20 protein-coding genes are annotated in these 23210 nt (G+C 55.3%); 15 read left to right on the top strand and 5 right to left on the bottom strand.

Going from position 1 to position 23210, the window contains the following annotated elements; all coding sequences use genetic code 11:
* Positions 1-6 precede the first annotated feature (6 nt).
* The 5 genes from ntrB (at position 7) to H6G07_RS16295 (ending at position 4098) form a co-directional block, all read left to right on the top strand.
* Positions 7-846: a nitrate ABC transporter permease gene (gene ntrB, locus H6G07_RS16315; RefSeq protein ID WP_073608849.1), complete on the top strand. Its 840-nt coding sequence runs from the start codon at positions 7-9 to the stop codon at positions 844-846.
* A gap of 11 nt (positions 847-857) precedes the next feature.
* Complete coding sequence (locus tag H6G07_RS16310) at positions 858-1727, top strand: ABC transporter ATP-binding protein (RefSeq protein ID WP_242026823.1); 870 nt, start codon at positions 858-860, stop codon at positions 1725-1727.
* 156 nt (positions 1728-1883) lie between these two features.
* Positions 1884-2327: a cyanase gene (cynS, locus tag H6G07_RS16305; RefSeq protein WP_073608851.1), complete on the top strand. Its 444-nt coding sequence runs from the start codon at positions 1884-1886 to the stop codon at positions 2325-2327.
* A 272-nt stretch (positions 2328-2599) separates the two neighbouring features.
* Positions 2600-3067, top strand: coding sequence for a nuclear transport factor 2 family protein (locus tag H6G07_RS16300; protein ID WP_073609174.1), 468 nt, complete (start codon positions 2600-2602; stop codon positions 3065-3067).
* Positions 3068-3192: 125 nt separating this feature from the next.
* Positions 3193-4098, top strand: a complete 906-nt coding sequence (locus H6G07_RS16295; RefSeq protein WP_073609021.1) for a M48 family metalloprotease — start codon at positions 3193-3195, stop codon at positions 4096-4098.
* Positions 4099-4120: 22 nt separating this feature from the next.
* Here H6G07_RS16295 and H6G07_RS16290 read toward each other — a convergent pair whose 3' ends face one another.
* On the bottom strand, positions 4121-4444 hold the full coding sequence (locus H6G07_RS16290) for a cupin domain-containing protein (RefSeq protein WP_280522654.1): 324 nt from the start codon (positions 4442-4444) through the stop codon (positions 4121-4123).
* A gap of 250 nt (positions 4445-4694) precedes the next feature.
* Positions 4695-6593 carry a sensor histidine kinase gene (locus H6G07_RS26935; protein ID WP_073609023.1) on the bottom strand — a complete coding sequence of 633 codons (1899 nt, stop codon included), beginning with the start codon at positions 6591-6593 and terminating at the stop codon, positions 4695-4697.
* A gap of 574 nt (positions 6594-7167) precedes the next feature.
* Between H6G07_RS26935 and H6G07_RS26480 the strand changes: the two genes are divergently transcribed.
* On the top strand, positions 7168-8286 hold the full coding sequence (locus tag H6G07_RS26480; RefSeq protein ID WP_139297064.1) for a sensor histidine kinase: 1119 nt from the start codon (positions 7168-7170) through the stop codon (positions 8284-8286).
* Positions 8287-8416: 130 nt separating this feature from the next.
* Here the strand turns inward: H6G07_RS26480 and H6G07_RS16275 are convergent, their stop codons facing one another.
* The gene (locus tag H6G07_RS16275) at positions 8417-8986 is read right to left on the bottom strand and encodes a hypothetical protein (RefSeq protein WP_242026822.1); all 570 of its coding nucleotides are present in this window, start codon (positions 8984-8986) and stop codon (positions 8417-8419) included.
* Positions 8987-9275: 289 nt separating this feature from the next.
* Here H6G07_RS16275 and H6G07_RS16270 point away from each other — a divergent pair, with 289 nt between their 5' ends.
* The 3 genes from H6G07_RS16270 to H6G07_RS16260 all read left to right on the top strand — a co-directional run bounded on the left by H6G07_RS16270 (position 9276) and on the right by H6G07_RS16260 (position 12775).
* Positions 9276-11447 carry a cation:proton antiporter gene (locus H6G07_RS16270; RefSeq protein WP_073609024.1) on the top strand — a complete coding sequence of 724 codons (2172 nt, stop codon included), beginning with the start codon at positions 9276-9278 and terminating at the stop codon, positions 11445-11447.
* A 127-nt stretch (positions 11448-11574) separates the two neighbouring features.
* Positions 11575-12015 (top strand): hypothetical protein, encoded by a 441-nt coding sequence (locus H6G07_RS16265; protein ID WP_139297065.1) that lies wholly within the window; start codon positions 11575-11577, stop codon positions 12013-12015.
* 316 nt (positions 12016-12331) lie between these two features.
* The gene (locus H6G07_RS16260) at positions 12332-12775 is read left to right on the top strand and encodes a Fur family transcriptional regulator (RefSeq protein ID WP_073609026.1); all 444 of its coding nucleotides are present in this window, start codon (positions 12332-12334) and stop codon (positions 12773-12775) included.
* A 96-nt stretch (positions 12776-12871) separates the two neighbouring features.
* Here H6G07_RS16260 and H6G07_RS16255 read toward each other — a convergent pair whose 3' ends face one another.
* Positions 12872-13678: an SDR family NAD(P)-dependent oxidoreductase gene (locus tag H6G07_RS16255; RefSeq protein WP_073609177.1), complete on the bottom strand. Its 807-nt coding sequence runs from the start codon at positions 13676-13678 to the stop codon at positions 12872-12874.
* 744 nt (positions 13679-14422) lie between these two features.
* Here H6G07_RS16255 and H6G07_RS16250 point away from each other — a divergent pair.
* Both H6G07_RS16250 and H6G07_RS16245 read left to right on the top strand, forming a co-directional pair.
* Positions 14423-15739, top strand: a complete 1317-nt coding sequence (locus H6G07_RS16250) for a glycosyltransferase family protein (protein ID WP_073609027.1) — start codon at positions 14423-14425, stop codon at positions 15737-15739.
* A gap of 6 nt (positions 15740-15745) precedes the next feature.
* Positions 15746-16960 (top strand): MFS transporter, encoded by a 1215-nt coding sequence (locus H6G07_RS16245; protein WP_073609028.1) that lies wholly within the window; start codon positions 15746-15748, stop codon positions 16958-16960.
* 27 nt (positions 16961-16987) lie between these two features.
* On the opposite strand, the gene H6G07_RS16240 is transcribed toward H6G07_RS16245, so the two are convergent.
* Positions 16988-17911, bottom strand: coding sequence for an ABC transporter ATP-binding protein (locus H6G07_RS16240; protein ID WP_073609029.1), 924 nt, complete (start codon positions 17909-17911; stop codon positions 16988-16990).
* A 105-nt stretch (positions 17912-18016) separates the two neighbouring features.
* On the opposite strand from H6G07_RS16240, the gene H6G07_RS16235 reads away from it, so the two are divergent.
* The 4 genes from H6G07_RS16235 (at position 18017) to H6G07_RS16220 (ending at position 22883) form a co-directional block, all read left to right on the top strand.
* Positions 18017-18433, top strand: a complete 417-nt coding sequence (locus H6G07_RS16235; RefSeq protein WP_073609030.1) for a nuclear transport factor 2 family protein — start codon at positions 18017-18019, stop codon at positions 18431-18433.
* A 170-nt stretch (positions 18434-18603) separates the two neighbouring features.
* Positions 18604-19278 carry a DUF2189 domain-containing protein gene (locus tag H6G07_RS16230; protein WP_073609031.1) on the top strand — a complete coding sequence of 225 codons (675 nt, stop codon included), beginning with the start codon at positions 18604-18606 and terminating at the stop codon, positions 19276-19278.
* Between the two features lie 171 nt (positions 19279-19449).
* Positions 19450-21234 (top strand): glycosyltransferase family 39 protein, encoded by a 1785-nt coding sequence (locus H6G07_RS16225; protein WP_073609032.1) that lies wholly within the window; start codon positions 19450-19452, stop codon positions 21232-21234.
* Between the two features lie 407 nt (positions 21235-21641).
* The gene (locus H6G07_RS16220) at positions 21642-22883 is read left to right on the top strand and encodes a SpoIID/LytB domain-containing protein (RefSeq protein WP_199312148.1); all 1242 of its coding nucleotides are present in this window, start codon (positions 21642-21644) and stop codon (positions 22881-22883) included.
* Positions 22884-23210: the final 327 nt, after the last annotated feature.

Raw genomic sequence — 23210 nt, 5'->3', positions numbered from 1 at the left:
ATGAATATGGCAGCGAGTCACAGCACGCCTGGATTGAACGTAGCGGAGCGGCAGACACCGCTCTGGCAAAACGAGAACGTGAGAGCATTCGCGCTGTTTATGCTCTCCCTCGGCATTTTTCTGCTTTTTTGGGAAATTGGCGCGAAATCGGGCTGGTTTGTGAAGGGCGTGCCCACCGCCACCGAAACGATCAAAGAATTTTGGTGGTGGGTGACTAACCCGTTCTACCGCAACGGCCCCAACGACCTGGGCATCGGCTGGAATTTGCTGATCAGCCTGCGGCGGGTGGCGATCGGCTACATTGCCGCGTCGCTGGTGGCGGTGCCCCTGGGGATTTTGATCGGCATTTCGCCGGTGGCATTTAAGGCGTTTAATCCCTACGTGCAGTTGCTCAAGCCGATTTCGCCCCTGGCCTGGTTGCCTTTGGGCCTTTACCTGCTGCGCGACTCCGAGAAAACCGGCATTTTCATCATCTTTATCTCCAGCATTTGGCCGACGCTGATCAACACCACCTTTGGGGTGGCCAACGTCAACCAAGAGTACCTGGATGTCTCCAAAACCCTGGGAGCCTCGCGCCTGCGTACCATTCTCAAGGTGATTATTCCGGCGGCGCTGCCGAATATTGTCTCGGGTCTGCGGATCAGCATGGGCATTGCCTGGCTGGTGATTGTGGCGGCGGAGATGCTGCTGGGCACGGGCCTGGGCTACTTCATCTGGAACGAGTGGAACAACCTGTCAATCCCAAATATTTTGGTGGCTATTTTCATTATCGGTTTGACGGGGCTGCTGCTGGATAGCCTGTTTGCCGCCCTGGAAAAATTTGTTGCATTTGGTCGAAACTCATGAGTGCTGTCCCTTTGAACGTAATAGATCCCGTCGGTACCCGGTCATCGACAGCCCAGCTGTCGATTCGCAATGTAGCCAAAGTCTTCCCCGGCAAAAAAGACCTGTTCAGCAAGCTCACCGGCAAAGCCCGCCGCGATTTTGTTGCCATTCAAGACATCAACCTCGACATCGAGCCCAATACCTTTGTGTCGATCATCGGCCCCTCCGGCTGCGGCAAATCGACCCTGCTGAATATGATTGCGGGCCTGAGCCCGATCTCGGGGGGCGAGATTTTGCTCAACGGTGCCCCGATCGCCGGGCCGGGGCCAGACCGGGGCATGGTCTTTCAAAACTACGCCCTGATGCCCTGGATGACGGTGGAAGAAAACCTGCGATTTGCCGTGGAAACGGTAGACCCCAAGATCTCGGCCAAAAAGCGCGATCGCATCATCAAAGAGCACATTCAGCTAGTGGGCCTCACCGGGGCCGAGCGCAAGCACCCCCACGAGCTATCGGGCGGCATGCGCCAGCGGGTCGGCATTGCCCGCGCCCTGGCCATCAACCCGCAGATGTTGCTGATGGACGAACCCTTTGGTGCCCTCGACGCCCTCACCCGAGGCTTCTTGCAAGAAGAGGTCGAGCGCATCTGGGAACAGCAGCGCAAGACCGTAATCATGATCACCCACAGCATCGAAGAGGCCCTGCTGCTGAGCGATCGCATCGTCATGATGACCCGTGGCCCCGCCGCCCGCATCGACGAGATTTTGGAGGTGCCCTTTCCTCGGCCCCGCGATCGCGAAACCATCCAGCAGCACCCCGCCTACTCTGGCCTCAAAGCCGAGATGGAGAGTCATCTGTTTCGTGAAACCCGCGCGGTGGAGGCGGAGCGAGTAAGTGGATAGAGAAGGGAGAGTTTTGAATTCTTAGTGTTGAGCTTTGAGTGAAAGACTTGAATTCAGCCCTTAAAACTCAACACTCAAAACTCCATTTCCCCAACTCTCGAAGTCTAGACTGCAAAAATTTTCTCAATGCAATTAGCCAGAAAAGAGGACTTGAGCATGACCGTTTCTTCCATTACCGAAAAGCTTCTGGCCGCTAAAAAAGCCGCTGGCCTCAGCTTTGCCGACCTCGAAGCCAAAATTGGCTGCGACGAAGTGTGGATCGCCTCTGTCTTTTACCGCCAAGCTAGCGCCTCCGTCGAAGAAGCCGCCAAAATCATCGAAGCGCTGGGTGCCGACGCCTCCCTCATTGAGGCGCTGACTGATTTCCCCGTCAAAGGCGGCCTCGACCCCGTCATTCCCACCGACCCGCTGATCTACCGCTTCTACGAAATTATGCAGGTCTACGGCATGCCGATGAAGGCCGTGATCCACGAGAAGTTTGGCGATGGCATCATGAGTGCCATTGACTTCACCCTCGATATCGAAAAGGTTGAAGACCCAAAGGGCGATCGCGTCAAAGTGATCATGAACGGCAAATTCTTGCCCTACAAAAAGTGGTAGACCCCAGTTACGCGTCCTGACTCACAATCTCTGGGCTGTTGGCGATCGCTAACAGCCTTTCCTATCTCGGCGTTGCTGAATTGAGGAATGAATTTGCAAAAGCAACAGTTGCTGCATCGGCCCCCCAACCCCCCAATTTTGGGGGACTTTGAAGTCGTCTGGTTCCCCCCAGAATTGGGGGGCTAGGGGGGCAAATCATACTGCTGATCAGCAACGCCCCTTTCCTATCTCTCCGCTTTTTCGTTCTTCTTTCCCCCCATTTCCCCACCCCTATGCCCACGCCCATCGTCCCGCCCTTTACGCTAGAGACTGCGATCGCCAAAGCCCGCATGGCCGAAGACGCCTGGAATAGCCGCGACCCCGATCGCGTCGCCCTGGCCTACACCGAAGACAGCCACTGGCGCAACCGAGCCGAAATCTTCCAGGGCCGCGACGCCATCCGCGCCTTTCTGCGCCGCAAGTGGGATAAAGAACTCGACTACCGCCTGATTAAAGAAGTCTGGGCCTTTGGCGACAACCGCATCTCGGTGCGCTTTCAATACGAGTGGCACGACGACGCCGGTCAGTGGTACCGCGCCTACGGCAACGAAAACTGGGAGTTCGACGAAAACGGCCTGATGCGCCGCCGCGAAGCCAGCATCAACGATCGCCCCATCGCCGCAGAAGAACGCCGCTTCTTTTGGGATACCTCTGGCCCTCGTCCCCAAGACCATCCGGGACTGATCGATTCGCCGGTTTAGCCCACGATCGGGCCATACTCCAGGGCTGAGGTGCTCGCCGAGCAAATGTCTTTCCCTGGGTAGACCTCAGCCGCAGCCACCTCTGAGATGCTGGAGGACACACACCATGGCCTGAGGGGCGATCTATGGCTGGCATGAATCTGTTCAGAACCTTTGCGCTGTTGGCGTTGCTCAGCGGGTTGATTGTGCTGGCGGGCTACCTGCTAGTCGGTAACGAGACGGGCCTGCTCTACGGGCTGGGCTTTGCGGCGGTGAGCAGCTTTGGCTCGTGGTACTACTCTGACCAGGCGGCGCTGGCGGCCTTTAAGGCCCAGCCCACACCCCGCGACGAGGCTCCTGAGCTGTATGCGCGGCTCGAAAAACTGAGCGATCGCGCCAACATTCCCACCCCCGCGCTCTACCTGGTGCCTTCGGAGTCGCCCAATGCCTTTGCTACCGGGCGGGATCCCAATCATGCGGCGATCGCCCTAACCAAAGGCATCATTGACCTGCTGCCCGACGACGAACTCGATGCCGTCATCGCCCACGAACTCACCCACGTGCGCAACCGCGACACCCTCACTCAGGCGGTGGCAGGCACCCTGGCCGGGTCGCTCACCTTTTTAGGCCGCATTCTCACCCTGGGAGCGCTCTACTTTCCCATGGCGCGGGCCGGTGGGCGGCGCGGCAACAACCCCATCGCCATTCTGTTTTTGCTGGTGATTGCGCCCTTTGCCGCTGGGCTGCTGCGTATGGCGATTTCGAGAACGCGAGAGTTTGCCGCCGATGCCGGAGCCGCCGAAATCACCGGCAACCCCCTGGCCCTGGTGCGGGCGCTAGAGACTCTGGAATCTATGGGGCAAAAGGTACCTATCCACGGCAATCCGGCCTTTTCGGCCATGTTCATTGTTAACCCCCTCTCCAAGGAAGGGATGATGACGCTGTTTATGACCCACCCGTCCACCGACGATCGCATCCAGCGACTGAGGGCCATGGCCGAGCAGGCGATCGCAGGCAAAACCGATGAGAAAGCCCTCAGCCCTAGCGCTTAGAAAGCTTCAAGCTTGACTTAGCTCAGTAAGGCGAACCATCTTTGTGGTTGAATTGCCACTGGCCATCTGGGGTGAGAACCGCTTCAATGTCGTCATCGGGGTACAAAACCCGGTCGTTGGGGCTGCGATCGCCCATTTCCAGATAAACCACATCCTCGCTGGTTTGATTGACGAGGCAGTGGGCGTCGCCATCACCTGCTTTAAACCCAGCACACATACCCGGTTGCAGCAAGGTTTCGCCAGCGTTAGTCACTAGCGTGGGCTGTCCCGAAATAACGTAAACAAACTCATCTTGAGTGGCATGGGCATGGCGCAATGCTGAAACCCCACCGGGGGCTAAGGTCACATAGTTAACACCAAAGTTTGACAACCCAAAGATACTACCCAAAGGTCGCTTTTCACGACCCGCCATTTTAGAGGCAAAGGGCTCTGGGTAAAGTGACGGTCTCGTTCGCAGCGGAGCTTCAGAGGCTAAGACTGCGACGGGTCTGGGGAGGTCGCTCATATGTTTGATTTCAAGCCTATCGAGCATTGTTTTGCTCTTCTATTTTCGTTCTTTTGCTGTGTTAGGGTGCATTGTGCGATCGCATTCCCCCTCACCGCTCCAACAGCGGCAATCTCACGGTAAACGTTGCCCCTTGGCCCTCTCCAGGGCTTTCTGCTTGCACAGTGCCACCGTGCAGCTCCACTAGATTTCGCACGATCGCCAGCCCCAGCCCCAACCCGCCAAACTTGCGAGTAGTTTTGCCATCCTCCTGACGAAAATATTCAAATACATGGGCGATAAAATCGGGATGAATGCCTTTGCCGCTATCGCTGACTTGCACCTGAGCCTGGGTGCCAACCCTCGACAGCCGAATCATCACGTCACCACCCTCACTCGTAAATTTAATCGCGTTGCTGAGCAAATTCCAAAATACCTGCTGAAGCCGGGTGGGATCGCCTAAAACTTGCCCCACCGTCAGATCTAAATCAGTTTGAATAGTAATCGACTTTGCTTCTGCGGTTAGTCGCACTGTTTCGATCGCGGCTTCAACAATCGTCCCGACATTAACCGCCATCATGTTGAAGCTGAGCTTGCCCTGCATAATGCGGGTAACGTCTAACAGATCTTCAATCAGCTGGGTTTGCAATTTAGCATTGCGCTCGATCGCCTCTAGGGCAAATGCTGTTTTTTCGGGGTCTAACCGGCCCGTGCGCAGCAGACTAGACCACCCCACAATAGGATTTAGGGGGGTGCGCAACTCATGGGAAAGCACCGCCAAAAATTCATCTTTAATGCGATTGGCCGCCTCCGCTTCTTCTCTAGCGGATTCTGCCCGCAGGAGGTGTTCGGTGCGCTCTTGCTCTCGCTGCGACAGCAAATTGGCCGCAAATTCTAGCGATTGCCCCAGCAAAACAATCTCCCGGATGGAAAGCGTGCTCACCTGCGGCGGCTCACCGTTGGCCAGCGCTTCTGCCGCCAAAGCCGCCTTAGTAATGCTGCGAGAAATCTGGCGCGACAGCAAAAAAGCCCCCACGCCACTGACCAAAAGCAGCGCTAAACCCGGCCCAATCACCAACCACATCGCCCGTTGCACAGGCCGTTGAATCACATCAACTGGCACCGTGACTGCCGCCGTCCAAGGAGTATTGTGAACTCGGCTAAAGGCGACATACACCTGGTTTCCTTCTAGGCTAGTGTCCCGATAGACGCCCTCCTTAGCTGCCCCAACGCGCTGCAAGAAGGAGGGTGTGCCAGGCTTTCCCACAAAGCGTTCAGGATTGCGGGTGCGAGCGACGACAATACCCTCACCATCGACAATGGTGCGCGTCCACTCTCCTTCGACCGGAATGCGAGCGACCACCACTTTAGACAGGGTCTCAGGCGTAATCACAGCCGTCAGAATGTACTGTAAACTCCCCTGCTGGATGATGGGTACGAGCACCGGAAACGTAAAGTTATGCCCCAATTGCCCCTGCCCTAAATCACCTACCGTAGGCTGACGGGTTGCAATCAGCCGCTCTAGGCTCTTCGGCTCATGGGTGTAGGGCAGGGGCCGGCTCAGGGCGTGCCTACTGTTTAGCAATTCTTGCCCATCAGGTGCCAGCAGCATGGTGGTCAACCAAGTCGGCTGCGTTGCCGTGAGGCGCTTGGCCTCACTGTGAAAGCTGTCGAGATTGCCTTGATAAAGCTGCTCAGAGGCCGCTAGGGCCTGGAGCGTTCGGGTTGTACTTGAAAATTCACTTTCTACGGTTGAGGCCAGGTTGCGAGCTTCTCGCAGCATCAGCCGCTCCGATGCCGCCTGCTCCTGGTTTGACAGCCTCAACACAACTGCGGCAGCAAACAGCACCACCGGCAGCAACGTCCCCGCGACCAATAGAACGAGGTACCACTTCAGCGAAAGCGCCTGACCCCCAGACGAGATCGGAACGGGTTGCGGGGCTGCCAAGGCAATGCGCTTAGCCAGCGAGTCAAAGATAATACCAATTCGTCTAAGGGGTTTGTCTACCATTTATTTGTATGGCATGCGCTGTGGAGTTTGCCGTAGGAGGCGACGATCGCCCTGCCCTCCCAACGCTGCACTCGTTTCCCACAGTTGCTCGTTCAGATCATTATGCTACCCAGCATCCCACAATGGTCTCTACTCACGAATGCAAACGGGGCAATCATCAGTCTTAGGATAGATTTTTGCGAAACCCGTCGCAAGGCCGAGAGCAACCAAGGTAAGGGCAGCGATCGCCCCCCACATTCCAAACCATCGCGGGTTCAAAATATTACAGGCACCTAGCATTAAGCCTAAAAAATCCATCACGGATTTTGCCAACCTGCTGCACAACAGCGACAACACAAATTTTACGACTATTGGATTTTCCTGCTGTTTCTTTTAAGCTTTAAATTACAAAAAGCGTATTCAAAGCGATCGCATTGGCACTCAACTCGCTCATTGTATCTCTCCATACTCTGCATCGAAGCCTATAGGCAGTTCATCAACTTGCTAACGACACCTTCTATCAAATGGGTGATGAATTGTTGCAAATTTACCTGATATAACCGTTGAGATATTTTATTTCCTAGCCCGTGCCGGAATGCCTACCTCCCCATCCTCAGAATCATCAATACCGAACTCAGTTTCTGAACGTCTCAAGCAGAATTCTAAAAAAATTCTGGAGATATGGGAAATACGCACCCGCGACGAACTAAGTGCATCGATTCATCAAAATTCGCTGGCTTTGCGAAACTCTTTGCCCCTTTATCTAAATCACTTAGCTGATGCAATCTCAGATCAATCTGACAAAACCTCTGCCCAAATTCAAACCACTAAGCTAAAAAGCACCCACGTTGGCAAGCAGCATGGCCATGAGCGCGCCGGCTATGCTGACTACACCGTCAGCCAACTCATTTTGGAATACCATATTCTGCGTCAGGTCATTTTCCAAGTTTTAGAAGAGGAAGCTCCTTTAGAGATAAGAGAGCGCGACATCATTATCGACTCCATTGAGCAAGCCGTTAACGATGCTGCTACACAGTTTTCTGATACGCTAAGGGACATTCAGGAAATGTTTATGGTGACGTTAACCCACGACCTTAGAGGGCCGGTTAATATCGTTAAGATGGGCACGCAGCTAATTTTGCGCCGATTTGAACGCGGCGATGCCCATCTTGATATCACCGTAAGAATGATCAGCGCCATCGATCGCATGGATGCCATGATTCAAAACCTGCTTGATGCGAGCCGGTTGCGGGCAGGCCAAGGCTTAAACCTAGAATTTGAGGAATGCAACCTTCATCAGTTGATCAAAGATATTGTCGAAGATTTGAACTTTACCTACGGGGATCGTTTTGTCGTCGTCTCAAATTCAAGCATCACAAGCCGATGCAGCCGCAAGCAAATTCGGCGAGTAATCGAAAACTTAGCCAGCAACGCCGTGAAATACGGCGATCCAGATACGCCTGTTACGGTCAAGCTTTGCGAAACTGATGACCACATTTGCCTGACCATTCACAATCAAGGCCCCCCTATTCCCCCAGACACGCAATCTATTCTCTTTCAGCAATTTCGTCGAACTCCCTCTGCCGAGGAAAAGACCGGCTGGGGGTTGGGGCTATTCCTAGCCAAGAATATCGTTGAAGCCCACCAAGGGACAATCGAAATTGAAAGCGCAGCAGGCAAAGGCACCACCTTCGTTGTCAAGCTGCCTGCTTAGATTTGGCTGCGCAAAGCATAACGTTCTGCGGCTTTTCCTAAACCTATTTCGCTGGCAGATAAACAAATTGCGGCGTCCAAATCAATCTTTGAACTCCGCAATTGTGTTGTGTAGCGATCGCAGCTAGCGCTTATTTGAAGCTGGTGTCGTTGTTAGAAACGTTCTGCTCACGCCGATGCCATGCATCCTGGCTAGCGTGCCTTGCTTTATCCCAGCCCAAACGATGGGTACCATGCTGCTCATAGCTTTGTCTCAGATGAGGCTCAGCATCTTGGTAAGACAATCCCTGTTTCGAGTAAGTTGAATAACCTTCATAGCCAACGCGATAGGCAGGGCCATAGTCTTCATAGCTATGGTCAGTCTCTACATAGGGACGGGTGGCATAGTTATGGCGCCAATACTCGTCTTCAACTGTGGGGTCTAGGGTCTCAGCCACTCCCTTACCCAGCAAACCACCGGCTACCGAGCCGACCACAGCCCCTACAGCACCCCCAATTGGGCCACCAACAATAACCCCAACAGCGGTGCCTACTGCGCCTGCGCCTGCTGCACCAACCCCTGTACCCACGGGACGAGCGCCATGCTCTCCAGTGATCGGGTCTGGGTTGCTATCAGGATTTGGCTTGTGCTCAGGCGTCAATTTATAATCTGGATCATGGTTTGGATCCAGTCTTTGGTTATTCCTTTCGTTAACATTCATATTGACTATATTCCTTGCTAAAAGTCACTACTCAATAGAAGCTAACAGCCGATTTAGTTCTACTGAACCATGCTTAAAACGTTAGTTGTTAACCCACCTGAATAAAATCGACTTTTCGGCGGAGATTCATCCATCAACAAGGAAGAGATTAAGTCCAAGTCAGAATTTGAGCCCAACGCTGACCTGCTGTGATCCCCGCAGAGCATGGGGTCTTGACACTATCGGTAGAATGCTAGGGCGCAAACTCTCTGGATGAGTCAGCTCTACCTGTCTAGGATATAAGGCCTATATGAGTCCAACGGAAATTGTTATTCACGTTTTAGTCGCCATTTTGGTCGTTATTGGCCTTTCCCGATTGGTAGGGTACGGATTTAATCAGATTAAGCAGCCCTTGGTGATTGGCGAAATTGTCGCTGGGATCATGCTAGGCCCCTCGCTATTGGGTTGGTTAGCTCCTACATGGCAAGCGACGCTGTTTCCAGCAGAGATCATGCCTTCGCTAAACGTGCTATCGCAGGTGGGGCTGATCTTCTTTATGTTCTTGATTGGGCTTGAACTCAACCCCAAGTATCTCAAAGGAAATCTTGATGTTGCCATCTTGATCTCCCACGTCAGCATTTTGGCACCGTTCTCCATGGGGAGTATTTTAGCGCTTTTGCTTTACCCGCTGGTTTCTAATGGGGCCGTTTCGTTTACAGCGTTTGCCCTGTTCTTAGGCGCTGCAATGGCCATTACGGCGTTTCCGGTGCTAGCTCGCATCATCACCGAAAACAATCTGCAAAAAAGCCGTTTGGGCACCCTGGCATTAACCTGTGCCGCAGTGGATGACGTGACTGCCTGGTGTGTCTTAGCTTTGGCGATCACAGTGACTCGCACCAACAGTATGGTAGGTGCTCTACCAACTGTTGTTTTCTCACTAATTTACATCGGGCTGATGGTAACGGTGGGCCAGCGTTTCCTCCGCAATCTAGGCAAATACTACGAACGCACCGGTAAACTGTCGCAACTGCTCGTTGCCGGCATTTATATGGCGGTGATCGCATCGGCTTTAATTACAGAAATTATCGGCATTCACTTTATTTTTGGCGCATTTTTGCTTGGGGCTGTGATGCCCAAAAATGTCGGTCTAACCCGAGAGCTAGCCGAAAAAACTGAAGACTTTGTCTTGATATTTCTATTGCCAGTATTTTTTGCCTATAGCGGGTTAAAAACTCAGGTGGGCTTGCTCAATAGTCCTGGCAAATGGCTACTGTGTTTGGCTGTGATTGGCGTGGCGATCGTAGGTAAATATGTTGGCACCTATGTAGCAGCTCGATTCTCTGGCATTGATCACCGAGAGTCATCTGCCCTGGGCTGGTTGATGAATACCCGAGGGTTAACTGAGCTAATTGTGCTCAACATTGGCCTAGAGCTGGGGGTTGTCACACCGTTACTCTTCACGATGCTGGTCATCATGGCTCTGGTAACAACCTTCATGACCTCTCCATTGCTAGAGCTGATATATCCTAAGCGGTTAATGCGCTTAGATGCTTTAGAAACCGATGTAGACGCTGACGCCGAAGATGGTGAGGGGACTGCACCCTACCGGATTTTAGTACCTGTTGCCAACCCCAAAAGCCAGAAGGGGTTGCTCAGATTGGCCGTGCAGCTTGCCGGAAACCAACCATCTGCGAGGGTTGATCTTTTAAACCTAGTTGAAATGCAGGAAGATTATGCTTTTTCAACAACGCCGACTGAAATCGATCGCTTAATTGAGCAACGGCAGCAATCGCTCAATCAGTTAATTGAATCCTTAGGTATTGCCACATCGAAGCAAACCATTTTGCCGATTGTCCGAGTTACTAACGATGTGGCGCGCGAAACCTCAGAAATCGCTCAGTTAGAATACTCTAATTTGATTGTGATGGGCTGGCACCGACCTGTGTTTGACCAAAACCGATTGGGTGGTCGGGTTGGGCAAGTGTTGAGTGCTGTACCCAAAGATGTAGCAGTTTTTGTCGGGCGAAATCTAACGTCTATCGACACCGTTTTGGTACCCTACATGGCCAGCCCGCACAATGATTTAGCCTTGGAGCTGGGGCTACGGTTGGTGGCCAATATACCCACATGCCACCTAAAAATCTTGCAGCTTATGATTGACGACTACAGCGAACATACATTGAGCAGTGAGTTTAGTACGGTGATAGCTCAGATGAACGAGGTGATGGGCGATCGCATCGAAACTGTTGTGAAATCTACTCGTGAACCAATCGCAGCCATTGTGGAAGCCTCTCGCAACGCTGATCTGACCATCGCTGGAGCCAGTCGCGAGTGGGGAGTAGAGCGTCAAACCCTAGGGCGCTATGCCGATGCGCTGTCTAACCACTGCCACTCGTCGCTACTCATTACCCGAAAATATCGTCAGGTGGCCTCTCCCCATTTGGCCTCTGTTTTAAGTACTTCAGCCAAGGCTGCATCTTAGTTAGCTGAGCACTTAAATCTGCTCAGTTTCTCATTTTCTTAACCTTATTTCTTCCGTCGAGGATTGCGATTTGAGCCACTTTGATCGAAAGTCTTTGATTTTTTACGGGGTTGCCATTAGCTCTGTAGTGACCCTCTTCAGCGTAGTCAGCCGGTATGGCACAACTCGTCTACAAGCCCCGACCGCGATCGGAGGTGACTATCAATTGCAAATTGAGCCCAGCGAGCAGTGTTCTGAGCCCCCCTCCTTGCAGTTGCGCCTTCAGCAGTCAGGTATTTTCGTCAATGGAAAGCTAGTGGCAGATAGCCCCGAGGCGCAGTCGGCCGAAGCAGGGGGCGAGCCCTTTAATCTAGACGGGAGATGGCGCTCTCCCGATCTCGATTTGACCGGTAGCTCACCGGCTATGACGGTATGTGGGCAGCCGGTTGAGAGCGTTGCGATCGCCAGCACCCACGAGGGAGAAAGCTTTAGCGGACAACTCACCTTCGCGGGCTTACCGGCTCCGTTGACGTTCAAGAGCCAGCTCATACCCGATCAAACCTCTACCAGTGAAACGTCATCCCATTAGGTCACACTAGGCTGAACACCTGTCTTTAGCCCAGAACTCTTGTTCAGTTAATGCCTTTAGGTTCTTAGCTTAAAGAAATAGCTCAGGGAAGTAGCTCAGCCGCAGAACTTAATGAATTCATCTGCGGTTAGGTTCATCAGACCTAATGTAGCCGCTAAAACTCCTAACAGTTGGGCAGCCTAGACGACGCCTAACCCGGCCTTTTATGCTCGATAAGCTGAACTTGACCCCAAGTTTCCACCCTGTGTTTGTAGTTCTAGACACGATTCTTTCAAACAAGTTAAAGTGGTACTGAGTATGAATTACCTCTTCTACCATGGATGAGTTAGCTGTCCTGAAAAAGCCTATCACTTGCCTGGACGATGCCATTGAGCGCTGCCAGGCCCTTGGCATGCGGCTAAGTCGGCAGCGACGCTACATCCTAGAACTCCTGTGGCAGCATCAGGGCCACCTCTCCGCCCGCGAGATTTACGATCGCCTCAATCAGCAGGGCCGCGAGATCGGCCACACCTCCGTCTACCAAAACCTCGACGCCCTATCCGAGCAGGGCATTATCGAGTGTGTTGAGCGCGCCGATGGTCGTCTCTATGGCCACCTGAGCGACTCCCACAGCCACGTCAACTGCCTCGACACCAACGAGATCATCGACATTGACGTCACCCTGCCCGCCGACCTCATTCAGCAGATTGAAGCCCGTACCGGGGTCACGATCACTGACTACCGTATCGACTTCTTCGGCACCACTGTCACCGCCAAGTAGCTTTGGTCGTTCTAAGGCCAGCCTCGCGGGTTGCCAGGTTGCCAGATGCAAAAGTCGGAAAGTTCAACTTGCTAGCTGTTTGACCTGGCAACCCAATCAAGTAGAACGAACGGGGCGCTGTTGACGTTGCACCGGCTTGGCCGGGGCTAAAATTTGCACCATAGAATCGACCAACCAGGGCACCAACCGCTGCGCCCAGACCACGGCGTGGCTTTGCCAACCCACCAAAATCTCAGACTGGCCTTGCTGTAGCCCCCGCACCAGCGCCTCAGCCACTTGCTCTGGGGTCGAGGGCTGCACGCCGCGAAACCGCTCAAACCCTTTCACCATGTCAGTGTCGGTCAGCGAGGGCAGTAGCGCCACCACGCGTACTCGGTGGGGTGCCAGTTCACCTCGCAGCGCTTGGGTAAAGCCCACGATCGCAAACTTGGTCGCTGAGTAGGTCGCCATAGTTGGGGCTGCCACCTTGCCCATTAGGCTCGACACGTTGACAATGCAGCCCTCCCGGCGGGTCGCCATGCGGCGAGCGATCAGGCGGGTAACTGTGTAGAGGCCAATTAAATTGGTCGAAATCTCAGACTGTACCTGGGGCAGTTTGGCCTGCAAAAAGGGGGCCTGATGGGCCACCCCAGCACAGTTCACCAACAGATGCACCGGGCCGTGGTGCTGCCAGGCGCGGGCAATCACCACGTTGGCCGCAATTGGATCGGTCAAATCTACGGGCAAAATAACGGCCTCTGCCCCAAGTTGCCGCACCTCGGCGGCCACTTCCTCTAGGCGCTGGGCGCTGCGGGCAACCAGCAAAATGCGCTGCATGCCTTGGCGAGCTAGAGCATGGGCAATGGCACGGCCAATGCCGCGAGAAGCGCCAGTAATCAAGGCGGTTTTACCGTGAAAAAGCATAGAAACCTCCTGCTGAGTCTGAAGCATTTCAGCCAGCGTAATTAGAGTTAAGGTGCTGCGCAGAATCAGCCGTTTAGCGAAGCGCTGAATTCTGTAGCACTACAGCCGTACTTGAAGTCAGGTCAAAAAAGTTGAATGAGTCAGAACTACCCGTGGTGTGTGCTGAGTTCAGATGATGGGGGCAAGGGGCGTAGCTACGCGCTGAATCTGAACCGAGGGACAGGGCGCTGGCCTAACGCGCCAAAAGAGATGCTCTGTAGGGTTGGGTCATGGTTTTAACTCTTTTTGCTGTAAGGCTATCCGAACCATGACTCAGACGTTAGCACCGGGATCAGACACCGACAACGATCCTGAAGGAAGTCGCCGGATTGTAACAGTGCTTATCAGCATTCTCATAAACACAGCATTTGGGAACGCTGAGTTCCCTAGAGCCACTTTTTATAGCCCATAGAGAATTCTTAGCCTAAAGGAGTTTCAGGGCTTTAATAGCTTCCATGAGAATGGCAAAAGTGGGGAACCTAAATCTGAGAAAGCAGGCGTGTAGCCTAAGTTACGTATCGTTGTGTTGCAGAAAACAAACTGCCTGGCCTGTTTGTAGCGATCGCCCTACAACCAAGGACTGTCATCCCACCGCGATCGGAGCACCAGATCGCTGGCACCTCAGCCCGGCGTAAACATGAGTCCGTATCATGGTGATTTGATAGTACCGGAACAAGGTATTTCTCAGCGATGAGCGTTGCCCCCATGACCACCCCAACTACCGCCCCCGGCGATATTTTGATTCTCTCCAACGGGCCGGGGGAAATTTCAACCTGGGTGCGCCCGGTGGTGCAGGCGCTGCGATCGCGTCTGCCCGACTCCGATCAAGTCCGGATTTCTGTGGTGCTGTCGCCCTGTGCCAACGCTTCGGGGCGCGAGGCCGAGATGGCCCGTAGCCTGCCGGGGGTCGATCGCGTTCAGGGGCCAGAGCATTTCTTCTCCTTTTTGCTGTCCGGCAAAACAGCGGAAAACTGGGACTGGCACCCCCACGGTGTAGTGCTGTTTTTGGGCGGCGACCAGATCTATCCGGTCGTGTTTGGCAAGCGTTTGGGCTATCGCACCGTCATCTATGCCGAGTGGGATGCCCGCTGGCACCGCTGGATCGATCGCTTTGGCTGCATGACAGCCAACATTGTGGAGGCGGCCCCCGATGAGTTTCGCAGCAAGTGCGACGTGATTGGCGACCTAATGGCCGATGTGCAGGGCGATGGGGACGGGCAGTCGGTGCGCGATCGCCTTCACCTCAAACCCGACTACGACCTGATTGGCCTCATGCCCGGCTCAAAAAAGAACAAGCTCAGCGTGGGGTTGCCCTTCGCGCTGGCCACCGCCGAGGCCATTCATCGCCTGCGCCCCCAGACCCAGTTTGTCATTCCGGTAGCGCCGATGTTGTCGCTAGAGGCGCTGGCCCAGTTTGCCGACGCGGCCCGCAACCCAGACCTGCGCCTGGTTGAAGGGGCCACGACGGCCAAACTGATAGAACCAGATGCAGCCCTACCCCGCTTGCAGACCCCCAGCGGGCTAGAGGTGCTGCTGTGGCAGGGCACTCCCGCCTACGATGTGATGGGCCAGATGCAGTTTTGCCTGACCACCGTGGGGGCCAACACCGCAGAATTAGGATCCCTGGGTATTCCAATGATGGTGCTGCTGGCCACCCAAAAGCTAGAGGCGATGAAAGCCTGGGACGGCATTCCGGGCCTGATGGCTAACCTGCCTCTGATAGGGGATGGCTTTGCCAAACTCATTAACCGGCTGGTTTTGCGACAGGTATATAAGGAGGGGCGGCTATTTGCCTGGCCCAACATCTGGGCAAAACGCGAGGTGGTGCCCGAGCGCATTGGCCCGATCATCCCCCAAACTGTAGCCGCAGAGGTAGTGGGATATTTGGAGAATCCAGACGCGCTGAGGGCTATGCGTGGGGAGCTGCGATCGGTGCGGGGCGCAGCGGGAGCTTCGGCCAAGCTGGCGGACATGGTGCTCGAAGAGCTAAGGTCGTCTTACTCACGCGACGCGAACGATTAGCGCTCTATGGAAAAACCTGCGGCAAAGTCGATTCTCTGGGGCCCGGTGTGGAGCCTAGCGTTTATGCAGGGGGCGATTACCCTGCTGTGGGTGATTTACAACCTCTATTTGGTGCAATTGCTCACCCGGCTGGGGTTTTCCCAGGGGCTGGCCGTAGGTTTGTTAGTGGTCGAGAACCTGTTAGCCATGGTCGTAGAACCCTTGATGGGCACCTTCTCTGACCAGATGCAGCATAAAATTGGCACCCGCCTGCCCATTGTTAGCCTTGGGGTGGTACTGGCGGCGGGCATATTTGTCGTGATTCCAACGGCGCTGCTGTGGGGGCAGGGGGTGCTGCGCTGGAGCCTACCTCTACTACTGGTGGCCTGGGCACTGGCGATGTCGGTGTTTCGCAGCCCGGCGCTGTCGCTGCTGGGGCGCTATGCCATGGGCACCCAGTTACCCCAGGCGGCCAGCATTTTGACGCTGGTGGGTGGGGTGTCGGGGGCCATGGGGCCGCTGGCGGGCCAGTTTATTTTGGGCCTAGGGCCGTTTGTGGCCTTTACGCTAGGGTCGGTGGTGCTGCTGGTGGCCACCCTGGCGCTGCGCTGGGCGAATCCTAAGCGTGGGGATGAATGGGTGGAGGGTGGGGCGATCGCCCCCAAACCAACCTCTATACCTTTGCCATGGGCCAAGCTGGGCCTGATCTTTGGCACCGGGGTCGGGGTGGGCCTGGGCTTTCGCCTGGTGATGACTGCGATTCCTGCAACCCTGGCCCAGCGGGTGCCCGAGGCCAATACCCCCCTGGTGCTGGGGGCATTATTCATCGCCCTGGCCCTGACGGCAATTCCGGCGGGGCAGCTAGCTCGGCACCTGGGCAATCGCCGCGCCATGGTGCTGGGGCTGAGCGCCATGGCCTGTCTAGCCATTTTAGTGAGCGTGATCTCAAGTACAGCCGTAGGCATGATGCTAGCGGCGCTGTTTGGAGCCGCCCTCAGCCTGGTCTCGAATGGCACCCTGCCCTTTGCCCTGGGGATGGTGCCCCCCGCCCGCGCCGGGTTAGGGACAGGCACCTACTTTAGCGGCGGTGCCCTGGCGGCTAGCGTCGGGGGCGGGCTGTTTAGCAATAGCGGGCTGACTCCGACGGTGGTCACCCTGGTGGCGGCCCTGGCATTTTTGGTAGCGGGGTTGTGCGTGGGCGCTAGTGGACGAGTGGGGCAGAAAGTGACAAGTGAAGTATAGATCCGAGGAATAAAGGTTTAAGACAACCTACCCCCTTAACCCTCTACTCCCTACTCCCTCGATCTGCCGAGTTACCTCTAAATAAACATGCTCCAGCTTCACCGGGCTACGAGCGATCGAGTCGAGGGGAATGCCGCCGAAGCGATCGATTAGATCCTTTAGCTCTAGCTGGTCGGGCACCCAAAAGGCCAGGTCGCCGCCGTAGGTGCGGTGGGGGTAGCCTAGCTGTTGGGCCCGGGCGATCGCCCCCTGTCGATCCTTCGTCTCCACCGTGACAATTTCTCGGGCGGGAATGCGCGATCGCAGCTCCTCCAACGTACCCTCCGCCAGCAACTCGCCCTGGCGCAAAATGCCGATCCGCTGGCACAGGCGCTCGACCTCATCTAGCAGGTGGGAGGTGAGCAGCACCGTCACCCCCATCGATTTGAACTGGCGAATTAGCTGCCATAGCTCTTGGCGGGCCTCAATATCAAGGCCAGTGGTGGGCTCGTCGAGAATTACCAGCTTGGGGCGGTGCAAGATCGCCGCCGCCATGCTCAACCGCCGCTGCATGCCGCCGCTGAGGCGCTCAACGGGCACGTGTTTTTTGTCTAACAGTTTCACCGACTCTAGGCAGACATCTACCCGCCGCTGACAGTCCTGGCGGGAGAGGCCGTAGAGACGGCCAAAGAAAAACAGGTTGTCACTGCACGTCAGGCTGCCGTAAAGCAGGTTGCTCTGGGGCATCACCCCCACCCAGGCTTTGGTGGCCTCCCCGGCGGGGCGATCGCCAATGGTGACGGTGCCGCTGTCGGCCTTGAGCAAGCCGCAAATAATGTTGATGGTGGTGGTTTTCCCGGCCCCGTTGGGGCCGAGCAGACCGTAGATTTCTCCCGGCTGTAGGTTCAGGCTGAGATTTTGAAGAACAGGCTTAGAACCGTAGCGCTTACAGAGATTGACGAGTTTCAACATTGGGGTGTGCAACATTGCTGCCGGAGGTGGTTGCCTCCCCCTACCGTTGGTTATGCTCAAGACGGGAGGCAGGGAAAGCCCCTGTATCTTATCAGTGAGGACCCTATGGCTGGCGATCGCGAACTGGTCTTGGCCGCAAACCAGGCTTTCTACCGCTCCTTCGAGAAGAAGGACATCGAAGCCATGGAGGCGGTCTGGTCAAAGGGCATGGGCTGCCTCTGCATTCATCCTGGGCGCGATGCCCTCAAAGGCTGGGTCGAGATCCGCGAGGCCTGGGCACGCATTTTTGAAAACACCAGCTACCTCGAAATCGACACCGACATCCTCACCGTAGAGATCAGCGGTGACCTGGCCTACGTGGTGCTGATTGAGAATGTGCTGCAAATCAGCGGCAGCGAAGCCGGGGGCGATCGCTTTGGCAGTCGCCGCTTAGAAGCCAGGTCAATGGCTACCAATGGGTTTGAGCGCCTGGCCGGACAGTGGTACATGATTCACCACCACGGCAGCCCGGTGGTCGATTGAGGACGATCGCCCCAGCAATAACCCCAAAAAAACGTCGCTCGTCAGCGTTAGAACCAGTCACAAATCAACCCTAAGATAGGTGCATTCAGGTTAATTTTTGCCGCGTTTTCACCCCCAGTTAATGTGAAACCGATATCCTACTCAATAATCTTTGGGGATGGTGGAGAACGATGAGTAGTTTTAGTTCTGATTTGATCGGTCGAGACTACGAGGTCAAAATCGGTGATTACTTTAGCCGAGGGTGGGAGATCTTTAAGGCCAAAGCACCGCTGTTTGTTGCGTTTACGCTGCTGCTGGTGCTGATCCAAATTGTGATCTCGATTCTGCCCGCTCCTATTGGTACCAGAGGCTCGGATGGTGCCAGCGGCGGCATTCTCAGCCTCGCCTTTAACATAGTTGCCCCAGCTCTCACCGCAGGCTATTACTTTGTGGCCTTTCAGATCGCACGTAATCGCGATGCAGTGTTCAACGACTTTTTTCAAGGGTTTAACAAGTTTCTGCCGATCTTTCTGGTTTCGCTAGTTTCGACTATTTTGACCGCGATCGGCTTTGTGCTGCTGTTGCTGCCAGGCATTTATCTGGCCGTGGCCTACCTATTTGCCCAACCGCTAGTGATCGACAAAGGCGCTGAGTTCTGGCAAGCCATGGAAACCAGCCGCAAGCTGATTACCAAAAAATGGTTTTCGTTCTTTGGGCTGCTGCTGCTGATTTTCTTGCTGAATGTTGTCGGTGCCATTCTGCTCGGCGTTGGCTTGCTTGTCACCATTCCGCTATCGGTTTGCATCATCGCAGCTGCCTACGAGGACATTGTGGGCCTCAATTCAGTGTCCGATGTCGCCGTTTGAGCGATCGCCCAATCCAGAGTTTTTAGGGGCTTCAGCTTTGGCTGAAGCCCCTATTTTTTGACCTCTTTAGCTTTTTCTAAGGGATGCGATCGCCAAGGCCCATCCCACACAAACTGCCATCGCGCCGTGGCTGGAGAGTATCATCAGCTTTGGGAGTTTTCGTGCGGTGTTATGCGGTTATTTAAAACATGGCAGCTGCCACCCACAGCCCGCTGGATGCTGCTGTGGTTTGGGTTCGCCCTGGCAATTCGTTTCCTAGGATTGGTGAGCAAGCCCCTCTGGATGGACGAGGCCGCTACGATGATCTTTGCCTTGGGCAACAGCAGCTACTCGGCTCCCCTCGATCAGGTCGTTCCCCTAGACCAGCTACTTACGCCCCTTCAGCCCCGACCAGAGGCGACCGTGGGCACAGCCATCCACTACCTCATGCAGGAAGATAACCATCCGCCGGCCTACTTTGCGATCGCCCACCTGTGGATGAACCTGTTTCCCGACGTGCAAGGGGTGGCCTCGCCCTGGGCGGCGCGCGCCCTGCCCGCTCTGTTTGGTGCCTTGAGCGCGCCAGCGGTGTATTTGGCTGGGTGGTTAGGATTTCGCTCAGTGTGGGCGGGGCAAATTGGTGCTGCCTTTATGGCCGTGTCGCCCTTTGGCGTGGCCATATCCCAAGAGGCTCGGCACTACAGCATGGCCACCCTGCTGGTGGCGCTGGGGCTAGCCTGTTTTGCCGTGGCCGGCTGGAGCCTGCGCCCCCCCCGCCCTGGGGAAGCCACGCCCCAACCCATTTCCCTCCCCTTGGCACTGCTGTGGGTGGGCATCAACGCCCTAGCCTTTGCTACCCACTACTTTACGGTGCTGGCGCTGCTAGCCCAGGCTTTTGTGCTGGTGGTCCTCGCCCTTCACCAGGGGCAAACCCAACCTAAGCTCCTCTGGCAGCGCCCCTGGCGACGGCTGTATGGGGTCATGCTGGGAACGCTAGCTGCTTGCCTGGTGTGGTTGCCGGTGCTGCTCAACTTCTATGGCAGCAGCCAGTCCTCCAATTTGGCCATTGACCTCAGCCAACCGAGGGTTTGGCTTGACCCGATCGCCCAGACCCTCGTCGGGCTAATCTTCATGGTGATCACGCCCATTACTAATGCCCAAGGCGTTGCGGGTATTGTCGCCGTGGTGCTGTCGGTGCTGGTGCTGCTGCCCGTGTTGCTGGGGATGGTAGCGCGACTCATCCAAGCTGGCCGCCTGGTCAAGCTGACCGACCAGGGCCGGTTTGGCCTATTTTTGATGGGCGGGTTCGTGCTGGCGGCGATCGCCATCTTTTTTGCCGTCACCTACGGCTTAAGCATGGATATCACCCGAGGGCATCGCTACAACTTTGTGTTCCATCCCGGTGTGATGGTGCTGGTGGGGGGGCTATTGGCCGTCTACTGGCCAGAGACCACAGTGCAGCCGCGATCGCTCCGCATTCCCTTTACCCAGCAAAAAATCTCCGGGCGACGAAGTGTTCAGGTGTTTTGGCTGGCGGGCCTGGTCAGCGCCCTATTTGTGGTGAGTAATCTGGCCTTTGCCAAATACTTTGCACCAGCCGAACTTGTGCGCACCATTCAGGCAGAATCCACCCATCCGGTGCTGATAGGCTTCCCTGCCCAGATCGAAGCAGGCAAGCCTACGGTGATTGGTCATGAGATGCTAAGCATCGGTTGGGAGATCCACCGCCATTTCCACCCCAGTGACCCAAACAGCGGGTGGACTGTGCCGCCCCAATTTTTTCTTTGGAGTTTGCCCAGCAACCCAACCGCTCCCCCCGAAGAAAAGCTGGCCGAGATTCTCTCCACCATGCCTCGCCCCTTTGACCTCTGGTTTATCCACATTGGCTCAGATTTGAGCGCCAACGGCTGTCAGCAGCTTAGCCAAACGGGCAGCGGTGGCCATCCCTACAGCCACTACAAATGCACGCCCTTTTAGACGACTTGAGGCGACAGAAGTCCACTTCTTCGCAACCTTGGGAACTTGTAGGGATGAGAAACCGTCCTTTCGAGACGGACTAGCTATGCTCCTTAGAACGCCCTTAAACGATATAAATCTACGGGGAAGCCGGTATTCCTAACTCCCACGCAGCATCTGATTAACGCTTCAGTCCAAAAACTTTTAGGCCTAGTGTCAGACCCATAGGTACTGAAGGATTCTCTTCGTAAGAAATTAAAAAAGCCTTCTTGTAACCTATAAACACCCGTACTTTATAAATCTATGTCTTTAGGTATATGTTACGAATGTGTCTGAGCCGTCGCATTTTTTAACGTTTATCCTTAAATGGGAAAAGGCCTCTGGCTATGGTTCGATTACGTAACGCGTGGGTGTTGGGTTAAACCACCATGAGAGATCTCTGGAATGCTCAGCGACCAAAGCTGCGGTCGGTGCGACTCAAGTCTGTCCGGGTCAAACCGCTGCATCCCAAACCACTGCCATGGTCTTGGGCATTGGGTAGTAAGAGCCGCCGCATTAAAGTTTTTGGTGGGTTAGTTTTTGCCAGCCTGCTGCTGGTGCAGGTGTCGGCGACTCCTTTTGGGGGTCGGGATACAAAGGCCGGTAACCTAAGCCCAGTTCTGTGGGAAACCACGGGCATGGTGCGGCAGTCCATTGTCGATCTCTATCGGGCGCGGCGATTGCTGGTGCAGGCCACGCTGCCCGCCGATGGCGAGGCGACCAGTACCGCCGTCAAAGCTCCGACAGCAATTCCTGCTGCCTCGGCCCCCGCTAGCCCAGCGGTTAAGGCCCCGGCTGCGTCTACCAACCAAGCCACCAACTCTGGGGCAGCGCGATCGCTACCCCAGCCCTCGGCCCCACCGGCTCCTAGCAACGCTGGCGCTGCCTTTGACCCCGGCAAAACCATTGACACCAACTTAGAAATGCGGGTGGCCGTGGCCAAAAACGCCTCCAGCCTAGAGGTGGCCACCTCCGTAGACGGCTACCTGATGGATATCAACGGTCAAAACCACTGCAACCTGCCTGCCCAGAGCAGCCTGGTGCTCAAACCCCAGGGTTCGGGCATGGCTGTCGGCAACTGCGCCCTCAGCAACACCGCCTGGCTAGAACCGGGCGAAGGTGGCTATGTCTTTGTGGGCGACAGCTGGTACAAGGGCCGCGTGCTGATGATCACCGATGGCTCGGGTCTGATGGCCGTCAACTTTGTGCTGATGCACGACTATCTCAGCAGCGTTGTCGGCAGCGAAATGTATGTAGATTGGCCAAACGAAGCGCTCAAGGCCCAAGCGGTAGCCGCTCGCTCCTATGCGCTGGTGCACCATGTGCGTCACGCCCAGCGCGCCTACGACCTCGACAATACTCAGCGCTACCAGGCCTATAAAGGCATTGCTAAAGAAACCAATACGACCCAGGCGGCGGTGGCTGACACTACGGGCGAGTTCATTAGCTATAACGGCGGCATCGTTGAATCGCTCTACGCGGCGTCGGATGCGATCGTGCAGGCCGCCCACGGTGGCAACGGCATGAGCCAAACTGGCGCGATGGAACTGGCCTCTAAGGGCTACAGCTACACCCAAATTTTGGGCAACTACTATCCCGGCACCAGCCTCTCCCGCCTAGTCGTAGAGTAGAAATATCGACCACCGACCGAAGTAGCCGCGGATTAGATTGGCTTCTCGCCAGGGGTTAGCCGACGCCAAAATTGGCGTTGCTGAATTGAGGAATGAATCTGTAAAAGCAACAGTTACTGCATCGGCCCCCCAACCCCCCAATTTTGGGGGGCTTTGAAGTCGTCTGGTTCCCCCCAGAATTGGGGGGCTAGGGGGGCAAATCATACTGATGATCAGCAACGCCCCAAAATTTAACCCTGATCCTTAAACGCTCATCCTCGCAGGGTGAGCGTTTTTATTACGTAACGTACTACATGTGTCACACATTGCTTTCTACCTTCACTTATG

It is taken from the genome of Phormidium tenue FACHB-1052 (genome assembly GCF_014696675.1).
GTDB lineage: Bacteria > Cyanobacteriota > Cyanobacteriia > Phormidesmidales > Phormidesmidaceae > Nodosilinea > Nodosilinea tenuis_A.
This window is presented reverse-complemented; position numbering and strand designations above follow the sequence as displayed.